This is a genomic window from Micromonospora inositola, from assembly GCF_900090285.1.
GTDB classification, from domain to species: Bacteria; Actinomycetota; Actinomycetes; order Mycobacteriales; family Micromonosporaceae; genus Micromonospora; species Micromonospora inositola.
Genome location: NZ_LT607754.1, coordinates 3,077,468 through 3,103,975 on the forward strand (window position 1 = coordinate 3,077,468; position 26,508 = coordinate 3,103,975).

Here is a 26,508-nt window from a genome sequence, read left to right on the forward strand (position 1 = left end):
GGTCGTCGTCCGGTCGGGCGGTTCCCGACGGCTCGTCCTGCGACACCGGACCTCCCCGGATCCCGCTCCGGCGGGGTGGCCGCCGGAGCTCTGCGCCCGCGGCGGACGTGCCGAGCCGACCGGCAGCGCCCGCACGAGCCTCTGCCCGGGAGGTTAGCGGCCCGGCGGGCTCGCGGGCCAGCGGTCGTCCGGCCCGCGAGCGACCGGGCGGGCGAGTGATGCCGTCCGGTGCCCGGAGCAGGCGGCGTCGACGTGACGGTGGCGGATCGGTGGGCGCCGGACCCGCTGCGGTCAGTCGGACTCGACGGTGACGGCGCTCGGCTTGGCGCTGCGCTCGTCGGTGGTCGGCTTCGTCGGCCGCTTGCCGTTCTCGCCGGTGCTGGTGATCTTCGTCGGGGTGACGCCCCGGCCGCCCTCGCCCGGCACGGCAGCGACCGTCGGCTCACCCTCCACCCCGCCAGCGCCGTCCACCGTGGTCACCGACTCGGCGACCGGACGGGCCGGTCCGGCGTCGGCGGTGGCGGCGCCGCCGGCCGGCTCTCTGGTTCCCGCCGGGGCCGCCGTCGCCGGCTCCCTGCCGTTGGCGGGGACCGGCGCCCTGCCGTTGGGGCTCACCGGCGCCCTGCCCGTGCCGGGGACCGGTTCCACACCCTTGCCCGGGCCCGCACCCTTGCCCGGGCCCGCACCCTTGCCCGGGCCCGCACCCTTGCCCGGGCCCGCGCCGCCGCCGGCGGTTCCGGCCAACTCGTCGGGGGCGACCGGAGTCGCCGCGAGGCCGGCGGACGTCGTGCCGGTGGTCTCCGGCAACCGGAGCTCGGCCAGCTTCCGCTGGAGCTCGTCGGACTCCTGCCGGGACTTCCAGGTCTCCTGCCGCAAGTCGGCCAGCTCCTGCTGGGCCTGCGCGATCTCCAGCATCACCTGGGCGAGCTGCTGCCGGCCGGCGGCCACCTCCTGCTGGGTGGCGGCGAGGTGTTGCTGTGTGGTGGCCAGGTGCTGCTGGGTGGTGGCCGCGTACTCCTCGAACTGGCGTCGCGAGGCGGCGACGTGCTCGTCGGCCTTGCGGCGCTTCTCGGCGGCGTCGGCCTCGGCCCGGCGGAGCAGCTCCGTTGCCTCTTCGTCGGCCTGGCGCCGCAGGGTCAGCGCGTCCTGCTCGGCGGCCTCGCGGACGGCCGCGGCGCCCTGCTCGATCTCGTTCCGCCGGGTCGTGTACGTCTGCTCCAGCTCGTCCTGCCGGGTCTTGTGCAGCTTCTCCAGCTCGGCGTGCCGGGTCGTGTGCTGCTTGTCCAGCTCGTCGCGGCGCTTGGCGTATTCCTGCTCGGCGGCGGCGCGGCGCTGGGCCAGCTCCTTGTCGGCCGCCTCCCGTCGGGAGTTGACCTCCTGCTCCACGCCGGCCCGCCAGGCGCCCAGCTCCTGCTGCGTCTGGGCGCGGGCGTGCTGCACGTACGCCTCGGTCTCGCTCCGCATCCGCTGGACGTACGCCTCGACCTCGGCCCGGTTGCGCTTGCCGGCGTCGGCGGCCTCGGTGGTCAGCCGGTTGGCCTCGGCCCGGGCCCGGCCGCGGGTCGCCTTCGCCGCCTCCTCCGCGTCGTCGACGGTCTGCTTGGCCTGGGTGAGGGCCTTGGCGTGGGTGGCCCGGCTCGCCTCGGTCGCGGACTCGGTGAGGCGCTTGGCCTCCTGCTGGGCCTTGGCGTGCACCTCCTTGGCCGCCTCGCGGAGCTGGGTCGCCTCCTGCTGGGCCTTGGCCAGCGCCTCCTTGGCCGTCTCTCGCAGCCGGGTGGCCTCCTGCTGGGCCCGGGTGTGGATCTCCTTGGCGGTGTCCCGGAGCTGGGTGGCCTCCTTCTGTGCCCTGGCCAGCGCCTCCTGGGCGGTCTTGCGCAGCGTGGCGGCCTCGTCGTTGGCGTCCTTGCGGAGCTTGCCGGCCTCCTCCTTGGCGTCCTTGCGGAGCTTGCCGGCCTCCTCCTTGGCCGCCTTGAACGTGGCGTCCGTCTCGGCCTTGCGGGCGGCGGTGTGCCGTTCCTCCTCGGCCCGCCGGGCGGCGAGGGCGATCTCGAAGTCCTTGAGGGCCTGGGCGGCCTGCTCCCGGGCCTCGGAGATGATGTGCTCGGCGGCCGCCCGCCGCGCCTCGATCTCCTCGTTGGCGGAGGCGAGGATCTCCTCCGCCTGCTCCTCGGCCATGGTGAGGATCTGCTCGACCCGGAGACCGAGGTGCCGGAACGAGGCCCGGTCCACCACGCCCACCTGCTTGCGCACCTGGGCGAGGTCGCGTTGCAGCACCTCGACCTGGCCGGCCAGCTTGTGGATCTGCGTGTACGCCTGCTCCCGCTCGGTCGTCAGGGTCGCGATCTCGTGCTCCGCACGAGCGACGTACCGGTCGACCTGTCGTTTCTCGTACCCCCGCAGAGCGGACTCGAAGCTGGGCTCCGTGGTCACGTCCCCGCCGAGAGCAAACAGTTCCTCGCCGTGCGACATGCCCCCATCCTCACACGCAACCGGCTCTGCTGGGGCGATACGGACGCCCCTGTTGGGAGCTACTTCACTGATAGGACGGAACGGGCGGCGAAAGCATGACGGCGCGGGGTTCCACCGGTTACCCGGTGTCACCCCGCGCCGTGGCTCATGCCCCGATGCGGGTGGTGCTCAGCTGGCCGGCTCGGCGGTGACCCGCTCCTCGGAGCCCTCCTTCTTGGCCGCCTCCGGCTTGGCCGGGGCCGCCGGCACGCCCGGCACGATGCCGGCGAGACCGGAGAGCATCTGACCGAGCTGCGAGGTGACGGCGTCCTTCTGCCGGGTGAGGTCCTCGACCTCGCGGCGGGCCGCCTGAGTGGTCAGCTCGGCCTCGGTGCGGGCCTCGCTGAGCAGGCGCTGCGACTCGGCCTTGGCCTCGTTGAGCGTCTTCTCGGCCAGCGCCTTGGCCTTCTCCACCGTGTCGTTGGCGGTGCGCTCGGACTCGACCCGGCGGGCCTCGGCCCGCTGCTCGATCTCCTTGGCCCGCTCCTGCGCGGCCCGGGCCCGATGCTCGGCCTCGCTGACCAGCTTCTGGGTCTGCGCGACCTGCGCGGCGTGCCGCTCGGACTCCTCGCGCTCCGCCTTCTCCCGCCGCTCGGCGAGCTGGAGCTCCAGGGCCTGCAGGTCCTTGTCGCGCTTGTCGCGCGCGTCGGTGAGCAGCTTGGTCGCCTCGGCGCGCTTCTCCTCGGCCTCCCGCGCGGCCTTGGCCCGCTGCTGGGTGATCTCCCGCTCCGCGGTGGCCCGCAGGGTGGCGACCTCACGCTCGACGGTGGACTTCAGCTCGGCCACCTCGTGCGCGGTGACGGTCCGCAGCTGCTTGGTCTCCCGGTCGGCGTCCGCGCGCAGCGTGTCCGCCTCGCGGCGGGCCTGGACCCGGACCTCCGCGGCCTCCCGCTCCGCGGCGGTGCGGACGCTGCCGGCCTCCCGCTCCGCGGTGGCCTTCATCGCGGCCGCCTCGGCGCGCGCCTTGTCGGTGATCTCGCGGGCCTCGAGGCGGGCGGCGGAGAGGATGCCCTCCGACTCGCGCTTGGCCTCGTTGCGGTGGTCGTTGGCCTGCTCCTCCGCCAGGCGGAGGATCTGCTCGACGCGGGTGCCGAGGCCGGACAGGGTCGGCCGGCTGTTCTCCTCGAGCTGCTTGTTGGTGTCGGTGAGCTTCTGCTCCAACGCGCTCTGGCGCTGTTCGGCCTGGCGGAGCCGGCGCTGGGCGTCGTTCATCCGCTGCTCGGCCTCGGCGCGGGCCTGCTCGGACTGGGTCAGCGCGGCGGTCAGCCGACCGATGAAGTCATCGACCTGACCGGTGTTGTATCCGCGCAGGCCAACGGTGAAATCGGGCTGCGAGTTCGCGTTATCGAAGAACGCGAGAGGGGAGGACTGCTGCTGGGGCATTGGGACATACTGGCAGACGCCCCAGGGTGCTTCGCAAGAGCGGTGGGCAGCTTTCGTGTCCTCATTACATGGTCAACTCCGAGCGCCGGCGCGACCGGACCAAACGGCGATCTTGGCAGGTCCCGGGCGGGTCGGGCGTGACGCGAGGTGAGCGGGAAAAAGGGCCGCGGGGCGAGGCCCCGCGGCCCTTTGTCAGACGGCAATCAAATGGCGTCCCGGGCGATGGAAAGGCAATCGCCTCTTCGCCGCAATGGTCATCCCGGCATCGCCCGTACGGGTCAGTGGCCCCGGAACCGGTTGATCGCCGTTTCGTGCCGGGCGCGCAGCTCGGTGTCGCGGACACCGAGGCCGTCGGTCGGTGCGAGGCACCGGACCCCGACCTTGCCCTGGTGCGCGTTGCGGTGCACCTCGTACGCGGCCTGGCCGGTCTGCTCCAGCGGGTACGTCTTCGACACCGTCGGGTGGATCTTCCCGAGCGCGACGAGCCGGTTGGCCTCCCACGCCTCGCGGTAATTGGCGAAGTGGCTGCCGACGATCCGCTTGAGGTGCATCCAGAGGTACCGGTTGTCGTACTGGTGCTGGTAGCCACTGGTGGAGGCGCAGGTGACGATGGTGCCGCCGCGCTTGGCCACGTAGACGCTGGCGCCGAAGGTCTCCCGGCCGGGGTGCTCGAAGACGATGTCCGGGTCATCGCCGCCGGTCAGCTCGCGGATCCGCTCGCCGAAGCGGCGCCACTCGTCCGGGTCCTGCGTCTCCTCGTCCTGCCAGAACCGGAACCCCTCGGCCGCGCGGTCGATGACCAGCTCGGCGCCCATCTTGCGGCACAGCTCGGCCTTCTCCGGGGAGGAGACCACGCAGACCGGGATCGCGCCGCCGTTGAGCGCCATCTGGGTGGCGTAGCCGCCCAGGCCGCCGGAGGCGCCCCAGATCAGCACCACGTCGCCCTGCTTCATGTTGGCCCCGTGATGGGAGACCAGCTGCCGGTACGCGGTGGAGTTGACCAGCCCGGGGCTGGCCGCCTCCTCCCAGCTCAGGTGGCGCGGCTTGGGCATCAGCTGGTTGGCCTTGACCACGGCCAGCTCGGCGAGGCCGCCGAAGTTGGTCTCGAAGCCCCAGATCCGCTGCTGCGGGTCGAGCATGGTGTCGTCGTGGCCGGCCGCGTCCTCGAGCTCCACCGACAGGCAGTGCGCGACCACCTCGTCGCCGGCGTTCCACTTCGTCACTCCGGGACCGGTGCGCAGCACCACGCCGGCGGCGTCCGACCCCACCACGTGGTAAGGCAGGTCGTGCCGGCGGGTGAGCTCGGAGAGTCGGCCGTAGCGCTGGAGGAACTTGAAGGTCGGCAGCGGCTCGAAGATGCTGGTCCAGACGGTGTTGTAGTTGATCGCGCTGGCCATCACCGCGACCAGGGCCTCGCCGGGGCCGAGCTCCGGGGTGGGCACCTCCTGCAGATGCAGGGCCTTACGCGGGTCCTTGTCCCGGGTGGCCATCCCGTCGAACATCCGGGTGTCCTCGGCGCGCACCACCACGCCCCGGTAGCTCTCCGGTACCGGCAGGCCGGCGAGGCCGGCGAGCTCCCGCTCCGGCTGGCCGGAGCCCTCCGCCGCCATGATCGCTTCGAGGATGTCCTGCACGGTGACCTCCCGTTCGTCCGCACCCACGCCGGGGGGCAGGGGGTGCTGCCATCGTCGGCGCCGGTGCGACCGACCGCCATGTCGGCAATCGACACATCCGGCACCGGTCGCGCTCCTTGTGGGGCCGGACGTTACTGAACGGTAGCTAGGGCGGGAAGTCCTCTGTGAAAAACTGCATCCACCGATGCGTGGAGGTGTCCGGGGGAAGCGTCAACCGCGCACCGCCGCGCTCGCGGGGCCCCGGACGGGGCCCCGCGACCAGCTCAGTGGCCGGCGGCCGGCTCGACCAGCTCGACCAGGACGCCGCCCGCGTCCTTCGGGTGGACGAAGTTGATCCGGGAGTCGGCGGTGCCGCGCTTCGGCTTCTCGTAGAGCAGCCGGACGCCCCGCTCGCGCAGCGCCGCGCAGGCCGCGTCGATGTCCGCCACCGTGTACGCGACCTGCTGCACGCCCGGACCGTTGCGGTCCAGGAACTTCGCGATCGTCGACTCCGGCGTCAGCGGAGCGAGCAGCTGCACGCAGCCGCCCTCGGCGGTCGGGCCGACGGCCAGCATCGCCTCGCGTACGCCCTGCTCGGCGTTGGTCTCGGTGTGCACGCAGCGCATCCCGAAGGTGCGCTCGTAGAAGTCGATCGCGGCGTCCAGGTCGGCCACGGCGATCCCGACGTGGTCGATGCGGCGCAGCCCGATGTCTGTGACGTAGTCCGCAGCGGACTCGACGGGGGAGTTCTCAGCCATGGCGCTAGTCTGACCGAACAATCGTTAAGGCGTACAGGTCGGCACCCCCCTCGGAGGCAGGCATGGCTTCGGTGATCATCAGCGGCGCGCGTACCCCCATGGGGCGGCTGCTGGGCAACCTCAAGGACCTCCCGGCGACGAAGCTCGGTGGGGTGGCGATCAAGGCCGCGCTGGAGCGCGCCGGCGTCGCCCCCGAGCAGGTGCAGTACGTGATCATGGGGCAGGTGCTCCAGGCCGGCGCCGGTCAGATCCCGGCCCGGCAGGCGGCGGTCGAGGCGGGCATCCCGATGTCCGTGCCGGCCCTGACCATCAACAAGGTCTGCCTCTCCGGCCTGGACGCGATCGCCCTGGCCGACCAGCTCATCCGGGCCGGCGAGTTCGACATCGTGGTGGCCGGCGGCATGGAGTCGATGACCAACGCCCCGCACCTGCTGCTCGGCCAGCGCAGCGGCTACAAGTACGGCGACGTCACGATCAAGGACCACATGGCCCTCGACGGGCTCAGCGACGCCTGGGACTGCTGCTCGATGGGCGAGTCGACCGAGCGGCACGGCGTCAAGCACGGCATCAGCCGTGAGGAGCAGGACGCCTTCGCCGCGGCCAGCCACCAGCGGGCCGCAGCCGCGCAGAAGAACGGCCACTTCGCCGACGAGATCACCCCGGTGATCATCCCGCAGCGCAAGGGTGAGCCGCTGGTGATCAGCGAGGACGAGGGCATCCGCCCGGACACCACCGCCGAGTCGCTGGGCAAGCTGCGGCCGGCGTTCACGAAGGACGGCACCATCACCGCCGGCAGCTCCTCGCCGATCTCCGACGGGGCCGCCGCCGTGGTCGTGATGAGCAAGGCCAAGGCGAAGGAGCTGGGGCTGACCTGGCTGGCCGAGATCGGCGCGCACGGCAACGTGGCCGGCCCGGACAACTCGCTGCACTCGCAGCCGTCCAACGCCATCAACCACGCCCTCAAGAAGGGTGGCCTCAGCGTCGCAGACCTCGACCTGATCGAGATCAACGAGGCGTTCGCCCAGGTCGGCATCCAGTCCGCGCGGGACCTCGGGGTCAGCACCGAAAAGGTGAACGTCAACGGCGGCGCGATCGCGCTCGGCCACCCGATCGGCATGTCCGGCGCCCGGCTGGTGCTCACCCTGGCGCTGGAGCTCCAGCGGCGCGGCGGCGGCACCGGTGCGGCCGCGCTCTGCGGCGGCGGCGGCCAGGGCGACGCGCTGATCATCCACGTGCCGGCGGGCGGCGAAGCCCAGCAGTGAGCGCGGGATCCAGTCGATCCCGCGGGCCGAACAGGGGACATGACCAGTGAGTGAGACCGTCGAGAACGCCCCGGCGGCGGCCGTCGGATCGGTGCGCCGCAGCCGGGACGTCCCGATGCTGGTGGAGCGGGCCCGCGCGGGTGACCCCCGCGCGGTGGCCCGGCTGATCACCCTGGTCGAGTCCGGCGACGAGGTGCTGCCGCAGGTCGCGGGGGCCCTCGCGCCGTACGCCGGTCAGGCCCAGGTGGTGGGCCTGACCGGGTCCCCGGGCGTGGGCAAGTCGACCACCACCAACGAGCTGGTCCGGGCGCTGCGGGCGCGCGGCCACCGGGTCGGCGTGCTGGCCATCGACCCGTCCAGCCCGTTCACCGGCGGGGCGATCCTCGGCGACCGGGTCCGGATGCAGGACCATGCCACCGACCCGGGCGTCTACATCCGCTCAATGTCCAGCCGGGGCCACCTCGGCGGGCTCTCCGCGGCCACCCCGCAGGCCGTCCGGGTGCTGGAGGGCGCCGGCTGCGACGTGGTGCTGGTGGAGACCGTCGGCGTCGGGCAGGCCGAGGTGGAGGTCGCCTCGCTGGCCGACACCACGCTGGTGCTGCTCGCCCCGGGCATGGGCGACGCGATCCAGGCGGTGAAGGCCGGCATCCTGGAGATCGCCGACGTCTTCGTGGTCAACAAGGCCGACCGGGACGGTGCCGACGCCACCGTCCGCGACATCCAGGGCATGATCGCCCTGGGCGAGCGGGGGCCGGGGGAGTGGCGGCCGCAGGTGGTGCGGGCCATCGCCGCGCGGGGCGAGGGGATCGACGACATCGCCGCCGCGATCGACAAGCACCGCGGCTGGCTGGAGCAGCACGACGAGCTGCGCCGCCGCCGGGAGACGCGGGCCGCCGCCGAGATCGAGGCCATCGCGCTGGGCGTCCTCCGCGCCCGGATCGGCTCCCTGCGCGACGGCACGGAGCTGTCGACGCTCGCCGCCAAGGTGGCCGAGGGCGCCATCGACCCGTACGCGGCGGCGGACGAGCTGCTCGCCCAGCTCGGCTCCTGACCCCCGCTCCGCGAGGGTTGACCGGACGGCGTCCGGGGCACAGTGCCTCCGACGGTCCGGGGCGGTGGGGGTGGCGGCATGGACGCGGACGAGAGCGCGGCGGGCCCGGGTGGAACGTCGACTCCGCCCGGGGCCGTCGGCTGGTCCGGCCGGCGCGTGCCGGGGTCGGCGATCCTGGGAATGGTCCTAATCCTCGTCGCGGCGCTCTGCGTGCTGGCCGGGACGGTGGCGGCGGTCCGGGCCGGAGACTGGGCCACGGTGGTCGTGGGCGGCGTCGCCGCCGTCCTGCTTGCCTCCGTGTTCGGGTTCCTCGTCGTGGTCGGCTCGTCCCGCGGGCGGTCCGGTCCGGCTCCGGCGCTGACGCCGTGGCCGGGCGGCGGCACCTCGGGGGTGCGGTTCGGCTATTCGACCGCGACGTATGTCTGGTTCAGCGCGCTGCTGGCGACCTGCATCCTGATCTTCCTGGCCATGGCGTTGGCGGCGGGGACGTCGGGCACGGTCTTCGGGTGGATGGTGGCCGTCGTCATGGCCGGGGTAGCGGTGCTGCTCGGCTGGTTCCTGGTCACCATGCTCCGGCTCGCGCCCGGTGAGCTGGTGCTCTCGCCGGCGGGGATCGCGCACCGCGGCCTCACCCACCTGTACGCCGTCCCCTGGTCCGCCGTCTTCGCGGTCGAGGCGCAGCGGCTGGGCACACCCGTGATCGTGGTGAAGGCATACCCGTCGGAGGAGAGCGTCCTGCGCCGGCACACGGGCCGGCTCGACACCGGGGAGCTGAGGTTCGTCCCCTTCCTGGTCGTCCGGACGTACTGGCTGGCCGCCGATCCGGAGACGGTCCTGCGGGCGCTGACCTTCTATGACGCCCACCCGGAGCTGCGCGACGAGCTGGCCACCCCGGACGCGGTGGCCCGGATCGCCGAGGGCCGGGTCGTGGACCGGCCCTGACCCGTCCACTCCCGACCCGCGTCAACCAGTACGCTCGCACCGCCTCACGAACCCGTGGGGCGGTGCGCGTGTCTGTGGTGGGAGAGCATGGCTGACGAGGCGACCCAGGAGCTGTCCGTGACGCCGGACGCGGTGGCGGGCGGCACGACGCACGTCTCCGACGAGGTGGTGGAGAAGATCGCGGTGGCCGCCGCGAAGTCCGTGCCCGGGGTGGCCGAGCTGGGCGGGGACGTGGCCCGGTTCTTCAACGCGGTGCTCGACAAGGTCGGCCTGGACCAGGTGGGCGATGCCCGGCGGGGCTGCTCGGCACACGTCACGAACGGCGCGGCGGTGGTCAACCTGGTGCTGGTGATCTCCGGCGGCCGGCCGGTGCCGGAGGTGACCGACGCGGTGCGGTCCGCGGTGACGGCGGCGGTCGAGGCGTACGGGCTGCGGGTCGACGAGATCAACATCCGGGTCGATGACGTGGCCCTGGGCGGTCCGGCGGCGCCCTCGGCCTGACCAGGTTACCGGCCGGTACGAACATCCTTAGCGATCGTTCAGGAGTCCGTTCTACACTCGGTCTTCAGTCGAGGACTCGAGGAGGAGCTCCGCGGATGAACGCCGACGAGATCGCCGCCGGACGGGCACGGTGGCAGGCCCGCTACGACGCCGCGCGCAAGCGGGACGCGGACTTCACCACGCTCTCCGGGATGACCGTGGACCCGGTGTACGGCCCGCCGGAGGGCGCCGCGTACCCGGGCTTCGAGCGGATCGGCTGGCCGGGGGAGTTCCCGTACACCCGGGGGCTCCACCCGACCGGCTACCGCGGGCGGACCTGGACCATCCGGCAGTTCGCCGGGTTCGGCAACGCCCAGCAGACCAACGAGCGCTACAAGATGATCCTCGGCGCGGGCGGCGGCGGGCTCTCCGTCGCGTTCGACATGCCGACCCTGATGGGCCGCGACTCCGACGACCCGCAGGCGCTCGGCGAGGTCGGCCACTGCGGCGTCGCCATCGACACCGCGACCGACATGGAGGCGCTCTTCGACGGCATCGGCCTGGCCGGCGTCACCACCTCGATGACCATCTCCGGCCCGGCCGTGCCGGTCTTCTGCATGTACCTGGTCGCCGCCGAGCGGCAGGGCGTCGATCTGTCCACCCTGGACGGCACCCTCCAGACGGACATCTTCAAGGAGTACATCGCGCAGAAGGAGTGGCTCTTCGACCCGGAGCCGCACCTGCGCCTGATCGGCGACCTGATGGAGTACTGCGCCCGGGAGATCCCGCGGTACAAGCCGCTGTCGGTCTCCGGGTACCACATCCGCGAGGCCGGCTCGACCGCCGCGCAGGAGCTGGCGTACACCCTGGCCGACGGGTTCGGCTACGTCGAGCTGGGGCTGTCGCGCGGGCTGGACGTCAACGTCTTCGCCCCGGGGCTGAGCTTCTTCTTCGACTCCCACGTGGACTTCTTCGAGGAGATCGCCAAGTTCCGGGCCGCCCGCCGGATCTGGGCCCGCTGGCTGCGCGACGTCTACGGCGCCACCAGCGAGAAGGCGCTCTGGTTGCGGTTCCACACCCAGACCGCCGGGGTGTCGCTGACCGCCCAGCAGCCGGTCAACAACGTGGTGCGGACCGCCGTCGAGGCCCTGGCGGCCGTGCTCGGCGGGACCAACTCGCTGCACACCAACGCCCTCGACGAGACCCTGGCGCTGCCCACCGACGAGTCTGCCGAGATCGCCCTGCGTACCCAGCAGGTGCTGATGGAGGAGACCGGGGTGACCAACGTGGCCGACCCGCTCGGCGGGTCGTGGTACGTCGAGGCGCTCACCGACAAGATCGAGGCAGAGGCCGAGGAGATCTTCGCCCGGATCCGGCAGCTCGGTGGCGAGGGGCCGCACCAGATCGGGCCGATGACCTCGGGCATCCTGCGCGGTATCGAGGACGGCTGGTTCACCGGCCACATCGCCGAGTCGGCCTTCGTCTATCAGCAGGCGCTGGAGAAGGGCGACAAGAAGATCGTCGGGGTCAACTGCCACACCGGGACGGTCGCCAAGGACCTGGAGATCCTGCGCATCTCGCACGAGGTGGAGCTGGAGCAGCGTCGGGTGCTGGCCGAGCGCAAGGCCGCCCGCGACGAAACCGCGGTGAAGGCCGCCGTCGCCCGCCTGGTCGAGGTCAGCCGCACCGACGAGAACATGATCCCGGCCATGCTCGAGGCGGTCCGCGCCGAGGCCACCCTCGGCGAGATCTGCGACGCCCTCCGCGCCGAGTGGGGCGTCTACCGCGAACCCGCCCGCTTCTGACCCACCCACCCTCCGCGATCTTGCACTTCGGTCCCTCCTGATGCCGCATCTGTCGCATTTGCCGGGGCGGAAAGTGCAAGATCGCGGAGGGGTGGCGGGGGTGGCGGTGGGAGGGGCGGTGAGCAGGGTGAGAACCGCAACTGTCGCCGTCGCGGTGGATCTGAGTTCGGCGGGGGCCGTGCGAGACTAGATAACCATGAGCGACCCACGGATCACCTCGTCGATCTTCACCCGCGGCGCGGTCGACCTCAGCGCGCTGCGCGGCACACCAGCCCCCGCCCGTCCCGCCACACCGGCCCAGTCCGGGCCGCCCACCGGCCTTCCGGGCGCTCCCGCCGGCGGCGGCGGGGTGTTCGTGATAGACGTGACCGAGGCGACCTTCCAGTCGGAGGTGCTGGAGCGTTCGCTCAGCACCCCCGTGGTGGTGGACTTCTGGGCCGAGTGGTGCGAGCCGTGCAAGCAGCTCTCCCCGGTGCTCGAACGGCTGGCCGCCGAGGGCAACGGCGCGTGGGTGCTGGCCAAGGTGGACGTGGACGCCAACCCCCGGATCGCCCAGATGTTCCGGGTGCAGGGCATCCCGATGGTCTACGCGGTGGTCGGCGGGCAGCCGATCGACGCCTTCTCCGGGGTGGTGCCGGAGGCCCAGCTCCGGCAGTGGATCTCCGCCGTGCTCAAGGCCGGCGGCGTCGACGTGGCCGAGCCGGAGGACCCCCGCCTCGACGAGGCCGACGACGCGCTGATGAGCGGCGACCTGGACGCCGCCGAGCGGGCGTACCGGAAGATCCTGGCCGAGTCCCCGGCGGACGCCGCGGCCGAGGCCGGGCTGGCCCAGGTCGGGCTGGCCCGCCGGGTCGCCGGCGCCGACCCGCAGGCCGCGCTCACCGCCGCCGAGGGCGCCCCCGACGATGTCGAGGCTCAGCTCCTCGCCGCCGACATCGAGGTGCTCAGCGGCCTGGCCGAGCAGGCCTACCGGCGACTGGTCGGCCTGGTCCGCCGGACCGCCGGCGACGACCGGGAGAAGGTACGCCAGCACCTGGTCAGCCTCTTCACCATCGCCGGCCCGGAGGACCCCGCCGTGGCCTCGGCCCGCCGGGCCCTGGCCAGCGCACTGTTCTGAGTTCACAGCACGCCAGCGCGGGCCGGCGTTCCGGCCGGCCCGCCCGACCATCGAGGACGGGAGCCCCATGATGCGCCGGATCGCCGTCCTCGACGCGCCGACCAACCTGGGGCTGCGCCCACCCACCGCCACCTCCGTCCCCGGCTGCGCCAAGGCGCCCGGCGCGCTGCGTGACCACGGCCTGCTCGCCCGGCTGCGGGCCCGGGACGCCGGCTGTCTCACCCCGCCCCGGTACGACCCCGGTGACTGGCGCCCCGGCGACGGCGTCTGCCACGCCCCGGAGATCTCCGGATACTCGGTGACACTCGCCGACCGGATCGGCGCGATCATCGACCGCGGCGAGTTCCCGCTGGTGCTCGGCGGGGACTGCTCGGTGCTGCTCGGCTCCGCGCTGGCCATGCACCGGCTCGGCGAGGCGGTCGGCGGCCGGATCGGGCTGGTCTTCGTGGACGGCCACTCCGACTTCCGGCACCCCGGCAACGCCTCCTACGTCGGCGCGGCGGCGGGGGAGGACCTCGCCCTGGTCACCGGCCGGGGGCAGGCCGACCTGGCCGCCATCGAGGGACGCCGCCCGTACTTCCGGGACATCGACGTGGTGGTCCTCGGCGTCCGGGCGCAGGACGAATACCGTCTGGACCTGCAGGCCGCCGGGATCACCACCCGGCCGGTGCCGGCGCTGCGCGCCGAGGGCGCCGCGCGGACCGCGCAGTGGGCGCACGAGCAGCTCGCCGACTGCGCCGGCTACTGGGTGCACATCGACGTGGACGTGCTCGATCCGGCGGTGATGCCAGCGGTGGACGCGCCGGACCCCGGCGGGATCGCCTTCGCCGAGCTGGAGATCCTGCTCGCCGGCCTGGTCGACACCCCGCACTGCCTCGGCGTCGAGCTGACCGTCTTCGACCCCGACTACGACCCCGACGGCTCGTACGCGGCCGAGATCGTCAACACCGTGGTGTCCGGATTGGCGCCGGTCTCCGCGCCGGCCGCCATGCCGCCGCGGCTGCTGCCGGCCACCCCGGCGCCACCGTCCCCGAGGCGGGGCAACGGGCGACCCCAGCCGAGCGGGCTGGCGGCACCGGCGCCCCTGGTCACGCCGGCCCCGGCGGTTGCGGTCGAGCCGATCGGTCCGGTCGTCGAGGACGCCACGCCGGTGGAGGCCGCCGCGCCGGCCCAGCCGGATGGTCCGGAGCCGCTGGGGTCCCGGGCGTCGGCGGGACCCGGGCTGCTGCGTCGCGTCGCCGCGCCCGAGGAGGAGAGCCTCGCGGGCCGGGAGCCGGTGGGGCCGCCCGCCTCGGCCGGCCCCGCGCTGCTGCGCCGGACGTCGCCGCCGGAGGTGGGGGCCACGCCCGAGCCGGGCGACGACGATTCCCCCGGACCCAGCGCCGGCATCGCCTGACCGGTCCCGCGTCCGGCGGTCAGCGGGCGGCGAGGGCGCGGAGGAAGCGCTCGCTGATCGGCACCGCGCTGTCCGTGCTCGACCCGCCCTGCTCGACGAAGACCGCGAACGCGACGTCGCCCTGCCAGCCGACGAACCAGGCGTGGGTGTGCGCCGGGTTGTTGTCGTACTCGGCGGTGCCGGTCTTGCCGTACACCGGCTCGCCGGGGACGTCCCGCAGCGCGCTGGCCGTGCCGGCGGTGACCACCGCGCGCATCATCGTCTTCAGCGCCGCGACGGACTCCGCCTTGAGGGCCGGACCCGGCGGGGCGGGCTGCCGCGGCGCCGGGTCGAGCACGAGCTTCGGCTGCTCCCACTGACCCCGGGCCACGGCGGCGGTGGCGCCGGCCATCGCGAGCGGGCTGACCACGGTGGTGCCCTGGCCGATCGCCGCGGCGGCCTGCTCGGTGGCGGAGCCGCCGGTGGAGACCGTGCCGGTGAAGACGTCGGCGCCGAGGTCCCACTTCGCCTCCAAGCCGAGGGTACGGCCGGCGGCGGCGAGCCCGTCCGGGCCGAGCTTGGGGGCCAGCGAGGTGAAGGCGGTGTTGCAGGACTTCGCGAAGTCGGTGCTGAACGGCACTGACCCGAGCTCGAAGTTGTCCGAGTTCTTGAACGGCCGCCCGTCCACCACGAACGCCTTCGGGCAGGCGACCGTCGCCTCCGGGGTCACCGCGCCCTTGTCCAGCAGGGCGAGCGCGCTGACCGTCTTGAACGTCGAGCCGGGCGGCACCTGAGCGGTGAAGGCGAGGTTCTCCCCGGCCGGGCCGGGTCCGTTGGCGGCGGCGAGCACCGCGCCGTCGCTGATCCGTACCGCCACCAGGGCGGACCGGCGCTTCTCCCCGCGCAGCGCCGCGTCGGCGGCGTTCTGGGTGGTAACGCCGATGGTGGTCTTCAACGGCTGGCCGGCCTTCGGCTCGCTGCGGAACACCTCGGCCCCGGTCGTCATCCCCGGCTCTCCGGGCTTGGGTCGCTCGGTGACGACGGTGAGCCCGGGAACCCCACGCAGGCGGTCGTCGTACCGGCCCTGGAGGCCGCCGTGGCCGACCAGGTCGCCGGCGACGTACCGGTCGGGGTGCGCCTTCAGGTCGTCGGCCTGTGCCGGGTCGACCGAGCCGAGCAGCGCACGGGCGAACTCCCGGGTCGGCGCCAGGTCGAGGTTCTCGGCCTGGAACTTGGTGCCGGGCAGGTCATGGATCCGCGGGCGGATCTGCCGGTACGCCTCGTCGCGCAGCGTCACCACCTCGACGAAGGCTCCGGGATCGGCCTCGGCGAGCCGTTTGGGCAGGTCGGACAGGTCGACCGGCGGGGTGAGCGCCGGCCGGATCGCCTTGAACGCGGCGTCGAGCTGCCGGTTGAGCGCCTTCACGTCGGTGACCTCGCTCGGCTGCAGCCCGACCCGGACCACCGGGCGGGGCGCGACGATCGGGTCGCCGGCGGCGTCCAGCATCCCGGCCCGGGGCGCGGCCTGCCGGCGAAGCGCCAGCCGGTCGCCCTCCTCCAGCTGCTCCTGCACCAGCGCCGGCTCCCAGATCACCTGCCACTGGTTGTCGCCGCCGCGCTTGAGGCGGACCGGCCGGTCGTACGCCCAGCGGGTCTGCCCCGGCAGCGTCCAGGCGACCTCCACCTGGGCGGTCGCGGTGTCCGCGGTGATCTTGGCGTCGCCCTTGCGCTTCAGCGCCGGCGGGGTGTCCACCAGCTCCCCGGAGAGCGCCCGGATCTCCTTGGTCACCTCGGCCGCCGGCATCCGGGCGCCGGTCGCGTCGATGAAGCCGACCGTGTGCAGGTCGCCGGAGCGCCAGCCGGCCAGGAACGCGTCGACGCTGCGCTCGGGGCCGTCCTCCGTCGAGCACCCGGCCAGCGCGCCGGCGGCGAGCACGGCCGCGGTCACCGCGGTGAAGATCGGCCGGAGCTGGGATCGGCGACGACGAACGGGGTACGACACGAGCATGAAGCTGTCCCTCCGGTCCGAAACTGCCCTGCACGCTAGTACGGCCCGCGCTTCCCCACCGCCCCGCCACCGCTCCGACGTGCGGAAAGAGGGGACTGTGACAGTGTGATGAACATCGCGAGCCGGGGTACTCCGCGACCGGCCGACCACGTACCCGCAACGGGTGAAAGGACAGAGTCCCGATCCGGACGTCCGGCCGGTGGTCCGCCGACGAAGGGGCAGACCGGTAGGGCCTAGGCTGGGCGGAGAGTGACCCACAACGCGGTGGGTCGAGGGGAGTGGCACCGATGGACCGGCGTCCGGCGATCAAACCGGGACCCGACCTCCGGCAGGCTGACACCGGCCGGGACGACAGCTTCGATTCGGCGACCGACGGGGATGGTTTGGGCCGCCTCGACACGGGAGCGACCGGGATGACCGGTTCGAGCGTCGACACCCTTTACGACCTGGGCCTGCCGGCGCAGGCGCTGGGCGACGACGTGGAGGACGCCGAGCTCGACGAACCGGTACCGAACGCGGAGCGCCTGGTGGCCCAGGCGGTGGCGCGGGCCGGTGACGACCACGACGCGGCGACCCTGGTCGGCCGTTTCTGGCGGTTCGCGCCGGACGAGGAGCTGATCGGCTTCACGGCCGAGGAGATGCTCGACGCGGCCCGGGCGCACCGGGACCTGGCCCAGCAGCGGGTTCCCGGCGAGCTGAAGCTGCGCATCCACGAGCCGGACGCCGAGCAGCACCACACGGTGATCGAGATCGTCACCGACGACATGCCGTTCCTGGTCGACTCGGTGACCGCCCTGCTCAACTCGCACCACCTCGATGTGCACCTGCTGGTCCACCCCCTGGTGGTGGTCCGTCGGGAGCCGCTGGGCCGGTTGACCGAGGTGTCGGCCGACGTCGAGCCGGACGATGCGATCGCCGGCGACCTGGTCGAGAGCTGGATGCGGATCGAGATCGACCCGGTGCGTGACGCGGCCGAGCGGGAGAAGCTCCGCCGGGAGCTGCAGCGGGTGCTCACCGACGTTCGTGAGGCCGTGGAGGACTGGCCCAAGATGCGGCAGCGGGCCCTCGCGCTCGCCGACGAGTTGGCCGCCGCGCGGACCTCGGACAACCGGCCGCCGGTGCCGGAGAAGGACATCACCGACTCGGTCGAGCTGCTGCGCTGGTTGGCGCACGACCACTTCACCTTCCTCGGGTACCGCGAGTACCGGCTGGTCGACACCGACGGCGGGGAGGGCGGGCAGGCGCTGGAGGCCCTGCTCGGGACCGGGCTGGGGATCCTCCGCTCCGACTCGCCGGAGGCCCGGGCGCTGTCGTCGATGACACCCGAGGCGCACGAGAAGGTGCTCGAGAAGCGCCTGCTGATCATCACCAAGGCCAACTCGCGGGCCACCGTGCACCGCTCGGCCTACCTCGACTACATCGGTTTCAAGATCTTCAACGACGCCGGCGAGGTGGTCGGGGAGCGGCGCTTCCTGGGTCTCTTCTCCACCGCGGCGTACCGGACCAGCGTGCGCGAGCTGCCGGTGGTCCGCCGCAAGGTCGCCGAGGTGCTCGACCGCTCCGGGCTGAGCCAGCGCAGCCACTCCGGCAAGGACCTGCTGCAGATCCTGGAGACCTACCCGCGCGACGAGCTGTTCCAGATCAAGACCGACGACCTGTACCACGCGGTGATCGGCGTGCTGCGGATGGCCGGTCGCCGGCAGCTGCGGGTCTTCCTGCGCCGGGACGCGTACGGGCGGTTCATCTCCTGCCTGATCTACCTGCCCCGGGACCGGTTCACCACCCAGAACCGCCTGCGCATGCAGGACATCCTGCTCCGCGAGCTGAACGGCGTCGGGGTGGACTACACCACCCGGGTCACCGAGTCGATGCTGGCCCGGTTGCACTTCATCGTCCGGACCGACCCGACCAACCCGCCCGGCGAATTCGACGCCGACCTGCTCGCCGAGGAGCTGGCCGACGCGACCCGGCTCTGGGACGACGACTACCGGCTGGTGCTGGAGCGCAAGCTCGGCGACGAGCAGGCCAAGCACCTGTTCAGCCGGTACGCCGACGCGTTCCCGGAGGGCTACAAGGACGGGCACACGCCGTACGAGGCGATGAAGGACCTGGCCAAGCTGGAGCTGCTGGAGGAGCCCGGCCAGCTCGAGATGCACCTGTTCCGCAAGCAGCTCGCGCCGCGGCCGGACCGGCCGAGCGCGGACGTCGACGAGACGATGGACGTCCGGTTCAAGGTCTACCGGTACGGCGAGCCGATGATGCTCTCCGCCGTGCTGCCGGTGCTGCACTCGCTCGGCGTCCGGGTGGTCGACGAGCACCCGTACGAGGTGGACCGGATCGACGGTCGGGTTTTCCTCTACGACTTCGGGCTCCGCCTGCCGGAGGCGCACGAGGAACTGGCCGAGGTCCGCCCGCACGTGGAGAACGCCTTCGCGGCGGCGTGGCGGGGCGAGGCCGAGGTGGACGGCTTCAACGAGCTGGTGCTCCGGGCCGGGCTCACCTGGCGGCAGGTGGTGGTGCTGCGGGCGTACGCGAAGTACCTGCGCCAGGCCGGCACCGTCTTCTCCCAGGAGTACATGGAGCAGACCTTCATCGCGTACCCGCGGATCGCGGGGCTGCTGGTCGAGCTCTTCGAGGCCCGGTTCGCCCCCGGTGCGACCACGCTGGACGAGCGGCGGCAGCGCAGCGACGAGCTGGTCACCGCGCTCGGCGCGGCGCTGGACGACGTGGCGAGCCTCGACCAGGACCGGATCCTGCGGTCGTACCTGACGCTGATCCGGGCCACCCTGCGGACCAGCTTCTACCAGCGGCCGGCCGGCGGGCGGCCCAAGTCGTACGTGGCGTTCAAGCTGGACCCACAGGCCATTCCGGACCTGCCGGCGCCGCGGCCGAAGTTCGAGATCTTCGTCTACTCGCCGCGCTTCGAGGGCGTGCACCTGCGGTTCGGGCCGGTGGCCCGGGGCGGGCTGCGCTGGTCCGACCGGCGGGAGGACTTCCGCACCGAGGTGCTGGGCCTGGTCAAGGCGCAGATGGTGAAGAACACCGTGATCGTGCCGGTGGGCGCCAAGGGCGGCTTCGTGCTCAAGCAGAAGCCGGGCGACCGGGACGAGGCGGTGGTCTGCTACAAGGAGTTCGTCGGCGCGATGCTGGACGTCACCGACAACATCGTCGGCGGCGAGATCGTCCCGCCCGACGATGTGGTCCGGCAGGATGCCGATGACCCGTACCTGGTGGTGGCGGCGGACAAGGGCACCGCGACCTTCTCCGACATCGCCAACGAGATCTCCACCGCGCACAACTTCTGGCTGGGCGACGCGTTCGCCTCCGGCGGCTCTGCCGGATATGACCACAAGAAGATGGGCATCACCGCCCGGGGCGCCTGGGAGTCGGTGAAGCGGCACTTCCGCGAGCTGGGCCACGACACCCAGACCGAGGACTTCACCGTGGTCGGCGTCGGCGACATGTCCGGCGACGTGTTCGGCAACGGGATGCTGCTGTCGGAGCACATCCGGCTGGTGGCCGCCTTCGACCACCGGCACATCTTCCTCGACCCGGATCCGGACGCCGCGACCTCGTACGCCGAGCGGAAGCGGCTGTTCGACCTGCCCCGGTCCTCGTGGGAGGACTACAACCCGGAGCTGATCTCGGCTGGGGGTGGGGTGTATTCGCGGTCCGCCAAGTCGATCCCGGTCAGCCCGCAGGTCCGCGCGGTGCTCGGCCTCGACGACGACGTCACCCAGCTGTCGCCGCAGGAGCTGATGAAAGCCATCCTCACGGCGCCGGTCGACCTGTTCTGGAACGGCGGCATCGGCACCTACGTGAAGGCGGCGAGCCAGACCAACGCCGAGGTCGGGGACAAGTCCAACGACGCCATCCGGGTGGACGGCAAGAACCTGCGCTGCCGGGTGGCCGGCGAGGGCGGCAACCTGGGGTGGACCCAGCTCGGCCGGATCGAGTACGCGCAGGCCGGCGGTCGGATCTACACCGACTTCATCGACAACGCGGCCGGGGTGGACACCTCGGACCACGAGGTGAACATCAAGATCCTGCTCAACACGGCGGTCGCCGACGGCGAGCTGACCATGGACGAGCGGGACGGACTGCTCGCCGAGATGACCGACGAGGTCGCCGAGCTGGTGCTGCGGGACAACTACGACCAGGCCCGGGCGATCAACAACGCCCAGGCCCAGGCCGCCTCGCTGCTCCCGGTGCACCGGCGGATGCTCAACGAGCTGGAGCGGTCCGGCCAGCTCGACCGGGCGCTGGAGGCGCTCCCGCCGGACGAGGAGCTGGCGGTCCGCACCGAGTCCGGGCTGACCGCGCCGGAGTTCGCGGTGCTGTTGGCGTACGTCAAGATCGTGCTGGAACGCGAGATCGTGGCCGATGGGCTGGCCGACGAGGAGTGGACGACCGACGTCCTGGTCAACTACTTCCCGACGCCGCTCCGGGAGCGGTTCGCCGACCGGATGGGCCGGCACCGGCTGCATCGGGACATCGTCACCACCGTGCTGGTCAACGAGGCGATCAACCGGGGCGGCATCTCGTTCGTGTTCCGGGTCGTCGAGGAGACGGCCGCCTCGGCGGCGGACGTGCTCCGGGCGTACGTGGTGGTGCGCGAGGTGTTCGGGCTGCGTGAGCTGTGGGACGCGGTGGAGGCGCTGGACAACAAGGTCTCGCCCGAGTTGCAGACCAACGTCTACCTGGACACCCGGCGGCTGCTCGACCGGGCGGTGCGCTGGCTGGTCACCAACCGGCGCTCGCCGATCGACGTGCCGGCGGAGATCGCCCGGCTGCGGGACGGAATCGCCCGGCTGCTGCCCGGCCTGGAGAACCTCTTCTACGGCAGCGAGCGCGAGGCCATCGCGGCGCACATCGACTCGCTGACCTCCAGCGGGCTGCCGCGCGAGCTGGCCGAGCAGGCCACCCGGCTGATGTACAGCTTCGGCCTGCTCGACGTGGTGGAGACCGCCCGGTCCACCGGCCGGGACGTGGGTGAGGTGGCCTCGGTCTACTTCGTCCTCTCCGACCGGTTCCGGGTGGACGCCCTGCTGTCGAAGATCTCGCTGCTGCCGCGCGAGGACCGCTGGCAGACGTTGGCCCGGATGGCGCTGCGCTACGACCTGTACGCCGCGCTGGCCGCGCTCACCGCGGAGGTCCTCGGGTCCACCCCGGACAGCCTCCCGCCGGTCGAGCGGGTGCAGGAGTGGGAGCAGGCGAACGCCACCTCGATCCACCGGGCGCACCGGGCGATGGGGGAGTTCGACGAGTCCCGGGCCGACCTGTCCGCCCTGTCGGTGCTGCTGCGGCAGATCCGTACCCTGGTGCGGACCTCGGCCGCGGCCTGACCCGCACGGACGCCGGCGCGGCCCGGCGGTCGGTCACCCGACCGCCGGGCCGCGCCCTGGCGTTTCACGTCACTGCGTCATGGTGGCGAGGACGATGACGTTGTCCAGGTAGCTGCGGGCGCTCTGATCGAACGCCCCGCCGCAGGTCACCACCCGCAGACTCGGCTTGTCGCTGGGGCCGTAGACCAGCTCGGTCGGGAACGCCGTCTTCGGGTACGACTTCACCTCGTCGACGGTGAAGGTGACGCTCCGACCGTCCTCGCGGGCGACCGTGATGGTGTCCCCCTGCCGGAGCGAGCCGAGGCTGAAGAAGACGGCCGGCCCGAGCTTGGCCGAGTCGACGTGGCCGACGATGACGGCGTTGCCGACCTCGCCGGGGCTGGCGCCGGGGGCATACCAGCCGGCCTTCTGGGCCTGGTCCAGCGGGGGCACCTGGACGGTGCCGTCGGGGTTGGTGCCGAGCGTCATGATCTCGGCGTCCACCCCGATACGGGGAATCGAGATGGTCGTCGGGTTCGACCGGTCCAGGCCGACGGGGGCGAGGTCCGGGTCCGGCGCGTCCGGCGCCTGCTCGGTGGCGGAGGCCTGGTCGGCGACCTGGGCGCCGCCGACGGTCGCGGGGGCGGCGGTGGTCGCGTCGCCCGGCCCGGCCTGGGCCAGCGGCTGGGGCGGGCGGGGCGGCGGCACGGTCCGCACCGACGCGCCGATCATGCCGGCACCCACCATGGCGAGGAGGACGACGACGGCCACGCCGGCGGCGCGCCACGGTCTCCCGTGACGGCCGCCGGCCGGTGTCGCCGTCGTGTCAGCCGAGGTCATTGGCCCGACGCCGACGCAGCAGGACCATGCCACCCAGGGCGGCGGCGCCGATCACGCCCACCCCGCTGGCGGCCATGCCGCGGTCGACGCTGGTGGTGGTCATGCCACCGTCACCCCCGTCGACGTGGCCACGCGGCATGCAGCGGTCCCGGTCGTCGTGGTCCCGACGGTCCTGGTCCTTGTTGTTCTCGTCCTTGCGGTCGCGGTCCTTGCCGTCGTCGTGCTTGTTGTTCTCGTCCTTGCGGTCGCGGTCCTTGCCGTCGTGGTCCTTGTTGTCGCGGTTGTTGCGGTCCTCGTCCGACTGGTCGTCGGCCATGCCCCCGCCCTGGCCGTCGGACCCCGGCTGCCAGGTCTGGTCAGAGTTACCGTTCCAGTCCTTGCGGTCCTCGTCCTTGCGGTTGTCGTCCTTGCCGTCGTCGTGCTTGTTGTTCTCGTCCTTGCGGTTGTCGTCCTTGCCGTCGTCGTGCTTGTTGTTCTCGTCCTTGCGGTTGTCGTCCTTGCCGTCGTCGTGCTTGTTGTTCTCGTCCTTGCGGTCCTCGTCCTTGCGGTCGCGGTCCTTGCCGTCGTGGTCCTTGCGGTCCTCGTCCTTGCGGTCCCAGTCCTTGCGGTCCCAGTCCTTGCGGTCCCAGTCCCCGTGGTCCCCAGGGCAGAACTCAAGAAGACTGACCTGCGGCTTGGCGACGACGTTGCCCGTGTACGCGTGTCCGGCCGCGTACGCCGCCCCGGGCGAGAACAGCAGCAGGGACGCGCCGCCGAGAGCGGCTCCCGCAACGACCTTCCCGAGCATCTTCTTTCCCATGACCTGCGTCACTCCATCCCTGTTTGTCCTGAGCCCGACGAGAGCCGAGCTACGACCGACGTTAGACCGTTTCGCGAACTATCAGGGGAAAGATTCATGTTCTAAAGTCTATTGGCGGTACGGGGCATAGGAGTGCTAAGCGGCTTTATGCTGGGATTAGGGGGGCGGGGCGGCCTTCCATGCCACCTGGGCGGCTGCGGCCCCAGTGGGCCCGGAGGTTCCCCCTCCGCCGGACCCTGCCCCGCTCGGTGGACCTGCGGCGATCCGGCCCTGCTGCGCCGCCCCGTCCCCGCAAGGTGGTTCGCCCCTTACGGTTACGGCGATCAGGGCATCGAACCTTGCCGTGGAAGCGCTCCCATGCAAGCGACCCACTGCCCAACCTGGTGACCAACACCTCGGGGCTAGCCGGGCGGGACCGCCATGTGCGACGCGGTCAAGGCCAACGGCGCGTACGTCAACGGGGTCGGGTTACGCCCTGGCGAAGGCAGTCCGCGTGGATCGACTGGAACCAGTACGTCGACTAGCTCTCGTTCCCCAGGCGTTCCGCAGCGAGCTGGTCTCGGTCGGTTTCGACAGCAACATCGGCATGCTGATCGACACCTCCCGCAACGGCTGCGGCACCGCCCGGCCCACCGGCCCGGGCGCGACGACCAGCGTGGACGCCTACGTCAACGGTGGTCGGATCGACCGGCGGATCCACGCCGGCAACTGGGACGAGGGCAAGGGCTTCGACCGGATGTGCGACCCGACCTACACCGGCAACGCCCGCAACGGCCAACAGCATGAGCGGCGCCCTGCCGAACGCGCCGATCTCCGGTGCCTGGTGCTCCGCGCAGTTCCAGGAGCTCATGAGGAACGCCTACCCGCCGCACTCCTGAGCAACAGGTAGGCCCAGCCGTCGCGGCGGGAGGGAGGCACCGCCGCGGCAGATTCCCCCGGGCCCCTGGTCCGACCGTCCACCGGTCGGACCAGGAGCCCCCGCCGTGGGTTTCCGCCCGGGTCGACTCGTCCCGACGCCCGGGGACGTGCTCAGGGGACGGTCTTCTCGATTGCCGCCCGGCCCAGCTCGGCCAGGTCCCGGCGGGCCCGCTCCAGGTTCTCCGGGGTGAGGTCCTGGCCCCGGGCCATCACCAGGTCCTCCGGCTCCCACGGCTGCTCTGCACCGGTGCGGATGTTGTCGCCACCCGCGCCGGTGCCGGTCCCGGTGGCCCCGGTGCCCGCCGCGTACGGATCGCCGAGCAGGTCCTCGGTCGCCCCGGACGGTCCGCTGCCCGGCTCGGCGAAGACCGGGGTGTCCCGGTCCGGGCCGCCCCCGCCGGTCAACTGCGGCACGGTGCTCTCGTCGTCCACCGCGGCGGCCACCTCCGGGCGCTCCTCCAGCGGTCGGTCCCGATCGGTCATGCTGCTGCCCTCCTGTCCCCAGACGCGTTCCCTCGTCTCGCGTACCCCGTCCGGACCGGGCCATGCCGGCAGGGTCAGACCTGCCGGCCCTCCTCGGTGGTCGGCGGCTCGACCGGCCGCAGCCACTGCCACAGGAGCATCAGCAGGCCGGCGCCCCGGCCGGTGACCGGCCGGGGCGCCACGGGTACCGGTCAGCGACCGAGGACGCGGTCCAGGAAGTCCCGGTAGCCGCGTACGGCGATCCGGAGCTGCTCGGTGTCGGCCGAGCCGGAATCCTGCCAGCCGCCCAGCTTGGTCTTCTGCGCGCGCAGCGCGGTGGAGAGCGCCTCGATCGCCTCCTCGACCAGCGACTGCGCCTCGCCGACCGCGGCCCGCGGGTCGTCCACGAAGCGGAGCTGGACGTCCCGCCAGCGGTCCCGGAAGCCCTGGGCGGTTTCCGGCTCGAAGAGCGTGGCCGCATCCGCCGGCACCGCGCCCGGGGTCGGCCGGGCCGCCCCGGCCAGGGCCGCCCCGGCCAGGGCCGCCCCGGCGGCGGCGCCGGCCGTCCCGGCCCCGGCCGCCGCAGTGCTGGCGTCCGGGTCGACCATCGTCGGCTCGGCGCGGCCGTAGCCGGCCGCGCCGGCGGCCACCGCGTCGTCCCGGTCGCCCGGCTGTGCGGCAGCCCACCGGTCGGGGTCGTGCAGCCGGTCGCCGGCCGTCGGGTCGGCCCGCTCGTCGTCGAACGCGTCAGTCCGCCCCGGGGCGCCGTCGCCCGGCCGGGCGGTGTCCTCGCCGCGCGGGTCCCGCTCGTCCTCCGGCCGGCCGCTGGCCATGGCCGAGGCGGCCACCGCGTCGCCGACCGTGGTCGCGCCGAACGTGGTGGGCAGCGGCGCCGGCTCGTGGAACTCGGGGCGGCCGTCCCGGTCGGTGTCGGCCGCCTCGCCCTCCGCGTCCCGGGCGTCCCGCAGGTCGTACGGGCGGGTCTCGTCCAGGTTCGCGGCGTCCCGGCGGTCGCCGGTCAGCGTCTCGTCCCGGTCGTCGGGGCGGTCGTCGACCACGGCGGGGTCGTCGAAGGTGCCCCGGTCGTCCAGCGCGTCCTCGGTTACGTCGGCCCGGTCGTGCCGGGCGCCGTCGTCGCCGGAACCGTCGGCCGGCGATGGCACCGGCACGGGAGCGGACCGGATGGCCTCGGGGTGCTCGTTCGTGGCCTGCTGCTCTTCCTGGCGCATGGTGGTGGCCTCCTCAGCGGCTCGTGGCGTCGTCGTGCGGGTGGTCGGGGCGGCGCTGCGTCGGCGGCTGGAGCCCGACCGGGTCCTCGCCGAGCAGATCGGCGAAGAGGGCCCGGTAGTGCACGACCGCTTGGCGGAGCTCCTCGGTGCTGGTCTCGCCGCGCTCGGTGCGCAGCCGGATCTCGTGGGCGTCCCGGTAGTGGGTCAGGGTGCGGGCGTGCTCGACGGAGAGATGGGCGATCTGGTCAGAGAAGTCCCCGGTGGGGTACCCCCGCTCGGCGATCAGCCGGCTGACCAGCTCATCGGCCTCGCCGACGGTCTCGGCGGGGGAGTCGACGAAGCGGACCTGGAGTTCCTCCCAGGCGGCGGCGTACCGGGCCCGGGATTCGGGGTCCAGCGGGGTGAGTTCGAGTTCGGCGTGCCGGCGCTCCCGCTCCCGCAGCTCACGCTCGGCCGCGCCGCGGCTGTCCCGCTCGGCGACCATCCGGTCGTACTCGGGGCCGAAGCGCTGCCTGAGCGAGCGGCGGCGGGCCGCCACCACGGCGACCGCGGCCAGCGCCGCGAGCACCAACAGGACGATGACTATGACGACTACCTGCGTGGGCGACATGGCTCCTCCTTCGCCCGCTGGTAT

Annotated in this window: 17 protein-coding genes and 2 pseudogenes; 9 read left to right on the forward strand and 10 right to left on the reverse strand. The window is 72.8% G+C overall.

Translation table 11 applies throughout. The features are described from left to right. Positions 1-291: 291 nt before the first annotated feature. The 4 genes from GA0070613_RS14780 to mce all read right to left on the reverse strand — a co-directional run bounded on the left by GA0070613_RS14780 (position 292) and on the right by mce (position 6,262). The gene (locus tag GA0070613_RS14780; protein ID WP_089012837.1) at positions 292-2,469 is read right to left on the reverse strand and encodes a coiled-coil domain-containing protein; all 2,178 of its coding nucleotides are present in this window, start codon (positions 2,467-2,469) and stop codon (positions 292-294) included. Between the two features lie 168 nt (positions 2,470-2,637). Then, complete coding sequence (locus tag GA0070613_RS14785; protein WP_089012838.1) at positions 2,638-3,891, reverse strand: DivIVA domain-containing protein; 1,254 nt, start codon at positions 3,889-3,891, stop codon at positions 2,638-2,640. A 278-nt stretch (positions 3,892-4,169) separates the two neighbouring features. After that, the gene (gene ccrA, locus GA0070613_RS14790) at positions 4,170-5,525 is read right to left on the reverse strand and encodes a crotonyl-CoA carboxylase/reductase (protein WP_089015951.1); all 1,356 of its coding nucleotides are present in this window, start codon (positions 5,523-5,525) and stop codon (positions 4,170-4,172) included. Between the two features lie 263 nt (positions 5,526-5,788). After that, the gene (mce, locus tag GA0070613_RS14795; RefSeq protein ID WP_089012839.1) at positions 5,789-6,262 is read right to left on the reverse strand and encodes a methylmalonyl-CoA epimerase; all 474 of its coding nucleotides are present in this window, start codon (positions 6,260-6,262) and stop codon (positions 5,789-5,791) included. Positions 6,263-6,324: 62 nt separating this feature from the next. Between mce and GA0070613_RS14800 the strand changes: the two genes are divergently transcribed. From GA0070613_RS14800 to GA0070613_RS14830, 7 genes and pseudogenes are all read left to right on the forward strand, one after another. Beyond that, complete coding sequence (locus GA0070613_RS14800) at positions 6,325-7,524, forward strand: acetyl-CoA C-acetyltransferase (protein WP_089012840.1); 1,200 nt, start codon at positions 6,325-6,327, stop codon at positions 7,522-7,524. Between the two features lie 115 nt (positions 7,525-7,639). Further along, entirely contained in the window at positions 7,640-8,575 is a 936-nt protein-coding gene (gene meaB / locus GA0070613_RS14805) for a methylmalonyl Co-A mutase-associated GTPase MeaB (protein WP_408631002.1), read from the forward strand. 78 nt (positions 8,576-8,653) lie between these two features. Beyond that, positions 8,654-9,517 (forward strand): hypothetical protein, encoded by an 864-nt coding sequence (locus GA0070613_RS14810; RefSeq protein WP_089012842.1) that lies wholly within the window; start codon positions 8,654-8,656, stop codon positions 9,515-9,517. A gap of 87 nt (positions 9,518-9,604) precedes the next feature. After that, positions 9,605-10,018: an Asp23/Gls24 family envelope stress response protein gene (locus GA0070613_RS14815; protein ID WP_089012843.1), complete on the forward strand. Its 414-nt coding sequence runs from the start codon at positions 9,605-9,607 to the stop codon at positions 10,016-10,018. A 95-nt stretch (positions 10,019-10,113) separates the two neighbouring features. Next, a complete protein-coding gene (locus GA0070613_RS14820) occupies positions 10,114-11,802 on the forward strand; it encodes an acyl-CoA mutase large subunit family protein (protein ID WP_089012844.1) in 1,689 nt (562 codons plus the stop codon). Between the two features lie 196 nt (positions 11,803-11,998). After that, a complete protein-coding gene (locus GA0070613_RS14825) occupies positions 11,999-12,919 on the forward strand; it encodes a tetratricopeptide repeat protein (protein WP_089012845.1) in 921 nt (306 codons plus the stop codon). Positions 12,920-12,986: 67 nt separating this feature from the next. Further along, positions 12,987-13,932: pseudogene (locus GA0070613_RS14830) on the forward strand (arginase family protein); the annotation flags it as partial. 402 nt (positions 13,933-14,334) lie between these two features. On the opposite strand, the gene GA0070613_RS14835 reads toward GA0070613_RS14830, so the two are convergent. Continuing rightward, the gene (locus GA0070613_RS14835) at positions 14,335-16,302 is read right to left on the reverse strand and encodes a penicillin-binding transpeptidase domain-containing protein (protein WP_089012846.1); all 1,968 of its coding nucleotides are present in this window, start codon (positions 16,300-16,302) and stop codon (positions 14,335-14,337) included. A gap of 287 nt (positions 16,303-16,589) precedes the next feature. On the opposite strand from GA0070613_RS14835, the gene GA0070613_RS14840 reads away from it, so the two are divergent. Then, the gene (locus GA0070613_RS14840) at positions 16,590-21,647 is read left to right on the forward strand and encodes an NAD-glutamate dehydrogenase (RefSeq protein WP_089012847.1); all 5,058 of its coding nucleotides are present in this window, start codon (positions 16,590-16,592) and stop codon (positions 21,645-21,647) included. 69 nt (positions 21,648-21,716) lie between these two features. Here GA0070613_RS14840 and GA0070613_RS14845 read toward each other — a convergent pair whose 3' ends face one another. Then, positions 21,717-22,466, reverse strand: a complete 750-nt coding sequence (locus tag GA0070613_RS14845) for a class F sortase (RefSeq protein WP_089012848.1) — start codon at positions 22,464-22,466, stop codon at positions 21,717-21,719. Further along, positions 22,453-23,265, reverse strand: a complete 813-nt coding sequence (locus tag GA0070613_RS14850; RefSeq protein WP_089015952.1) for a hypothetical protein — start codon at positions 23,263-23,265, stop codon at positions 22,453-22,455. The genes GA0070613_RS14845 and GA0070613_RS14850 overlap by 14 nt, the downstream gene beginning before the upstream one ends. 482 nt (positions 23,266-23,747) lie before the next feature. On the opposite strand from GA0070613_RS14850, the pseudogene GA0070613_RS14855 reads away from it, so the two are divergent. Beyond that, a pseudogene (locus GA0070613_RS14855) lies at positions 23,748-24,143 on the forward strand (cellulose 1,4-beta-cellobiosidase); the annotation flags it as partial. A gap of 151 nt (positions 24,144-24,294) precedes the next feature. On the opposite strand, the gene GA0070613_RS14860 reads toward GA0070613_RS14855, so the two are convergent. From GA0070613_RS14860 to GA0070613_RS14870, 3 genes are all read right to left on the reverse strand, one after another. Continuing rightward, entirely contained in the window at positions 24,295-24,666 is a 372-nt protein-coding gene (locus GA0070613_RS14860; protein ID WP_089012849.1) for a hypothetical protein, read from the reverse strand. Between the two features lie 191 nt (positions 24,667-24,857). Next, the gene (locus GA0070613_RS14865; protein ID WP_089012850.1) at positions 24,858-25,874 is read right to left on the reverse strand and encodes a hypothetical protein; all 1,017 of its coding nucleotides are present in this window, start codon (positions 25,872-25,874) and stop codon (positions 24,858-24,860) included. A gap of 13 nt (positions 25,875-25,887) precedes the next feature. Then, entirely contained in the window at positions 25,888-26,484 is a 597-nt protein-coding gene (locus GA0070613_RS14870; protein ID WP_089012851.1) for a hypothetical protein, read from the reverse strand. Positions 26,485-26,508 lie beyond the last annotated feature (24 nt).

Coding starts and splice junctions, on each gene's coding strand:
- GA0070613_RS14785 (WP_089012838.1), bottom strand. CDS start 3,891: ATGCCCCAGCAGCAGTCCTCCCCTCTCGCGTTCTTCGATAACGCGAAC.
- GA0070613_RS14845 (WP_089012848.1), bottom strand. CDS start 22,466: ATGACCTCGGCTGACACGACGGCGACACCGGCCGGCGGCCGTCACGGG.
- GA0070613_RS14815 (WP_089012843.1), top strand. CDS start 9,605: ATGGCTGACGAGGCGACCCAGGAGCTGTCCGTGACGCCGGACGCGGTG.
- GA0070613_RS14800 (WP_089012840.1), top strand. CDS start 6,325: ATGGCTTCGGTGATCATCAGCGGCGCGCGTACCCCCATGGGGCGGCTG.
- GA0070613_RS14850 (WP_089015952.1), bottom strand. CDS start 23,265: ATGGGAAAGAAGATGCTCGGGAAGGTCGTTGCGGGAGCCGCTCTCGGC.
- GA0070613_RS14840 (WP_089012847.1), top strand. CDS start 16,590: ATGGACCGGCGTCCGGCGATCAAACCGGGACCCGACCTCCGGCAGGCT.
- GA0070613_RS14860 (WP_089012849.1), bottom strand. CDS start 24,666: ATGACCGATCGGGACCGACCGCTGGAGGAGCGCCCGGAGGTGGCCGCC.
- GA0070613_RS14835 (WP_089012846.1), bottom strand. CDS start 16,302: ATGCTCGTGTCGTACCCCGTTCGTCGTCGCCGATCCCAGCTCCGGCCG.
- GA0070613_RS14820 (WP_089012844.1), top strand. CDS start 10,114: ATGAACGCCGACGAGATCGCCGCCGGACGGGCACGGTGGCAGGCCCGC.
- GA0070613_RS14810 (WP_089012842.1), top strand. CDS start 8,654: ATGGACGCGGACGAGAGCGCGGCGGGCCCGGGTGGAACGTCGACTCCG.
- GA0070613_RS14870 (WP_089012851.1), bottom strand. CDS start 26,484: ATGTCGCCCACGCAGGTAGTCGTCATAGTCATCGTCCTGTTGGTGCTC.
- GA0070613_RS14865 (WP_089012850.1), bottom strand. CDS start 25,874: ATGCGCCAGGAAGAGCAGCAGGCCACGAACGAGCACCCCGAGGCCATC.
- GA0070613_RS14780 (WP_089012837.1), bottom strand. CDS start 2,469: ATGTCGCACGGCGAGGAACTGTTTGCTCTCGGCGGGGACGTGACCACG.
- meaB (WP_408631002.1), top strand. CDS start 7,640: ATGCTGGTGGAGCGGGCCCGCGCGGGTGACCCCCGCGCGGTGGCCCGG.
- GA0070613_RS14825 (WP_089012845.1), top strand. CDS start 11,999: ATGAGCGACCCACGGATCACCTCGTCGATCTTCACCCGCGGCGCGGTC.
- mce (WP_089012839.1), bottom strand. CDS start 6,262: ATGGCTGAGAACTCCCCCGTCGAGTCCGCTGCGGACTACGTCACAGAC.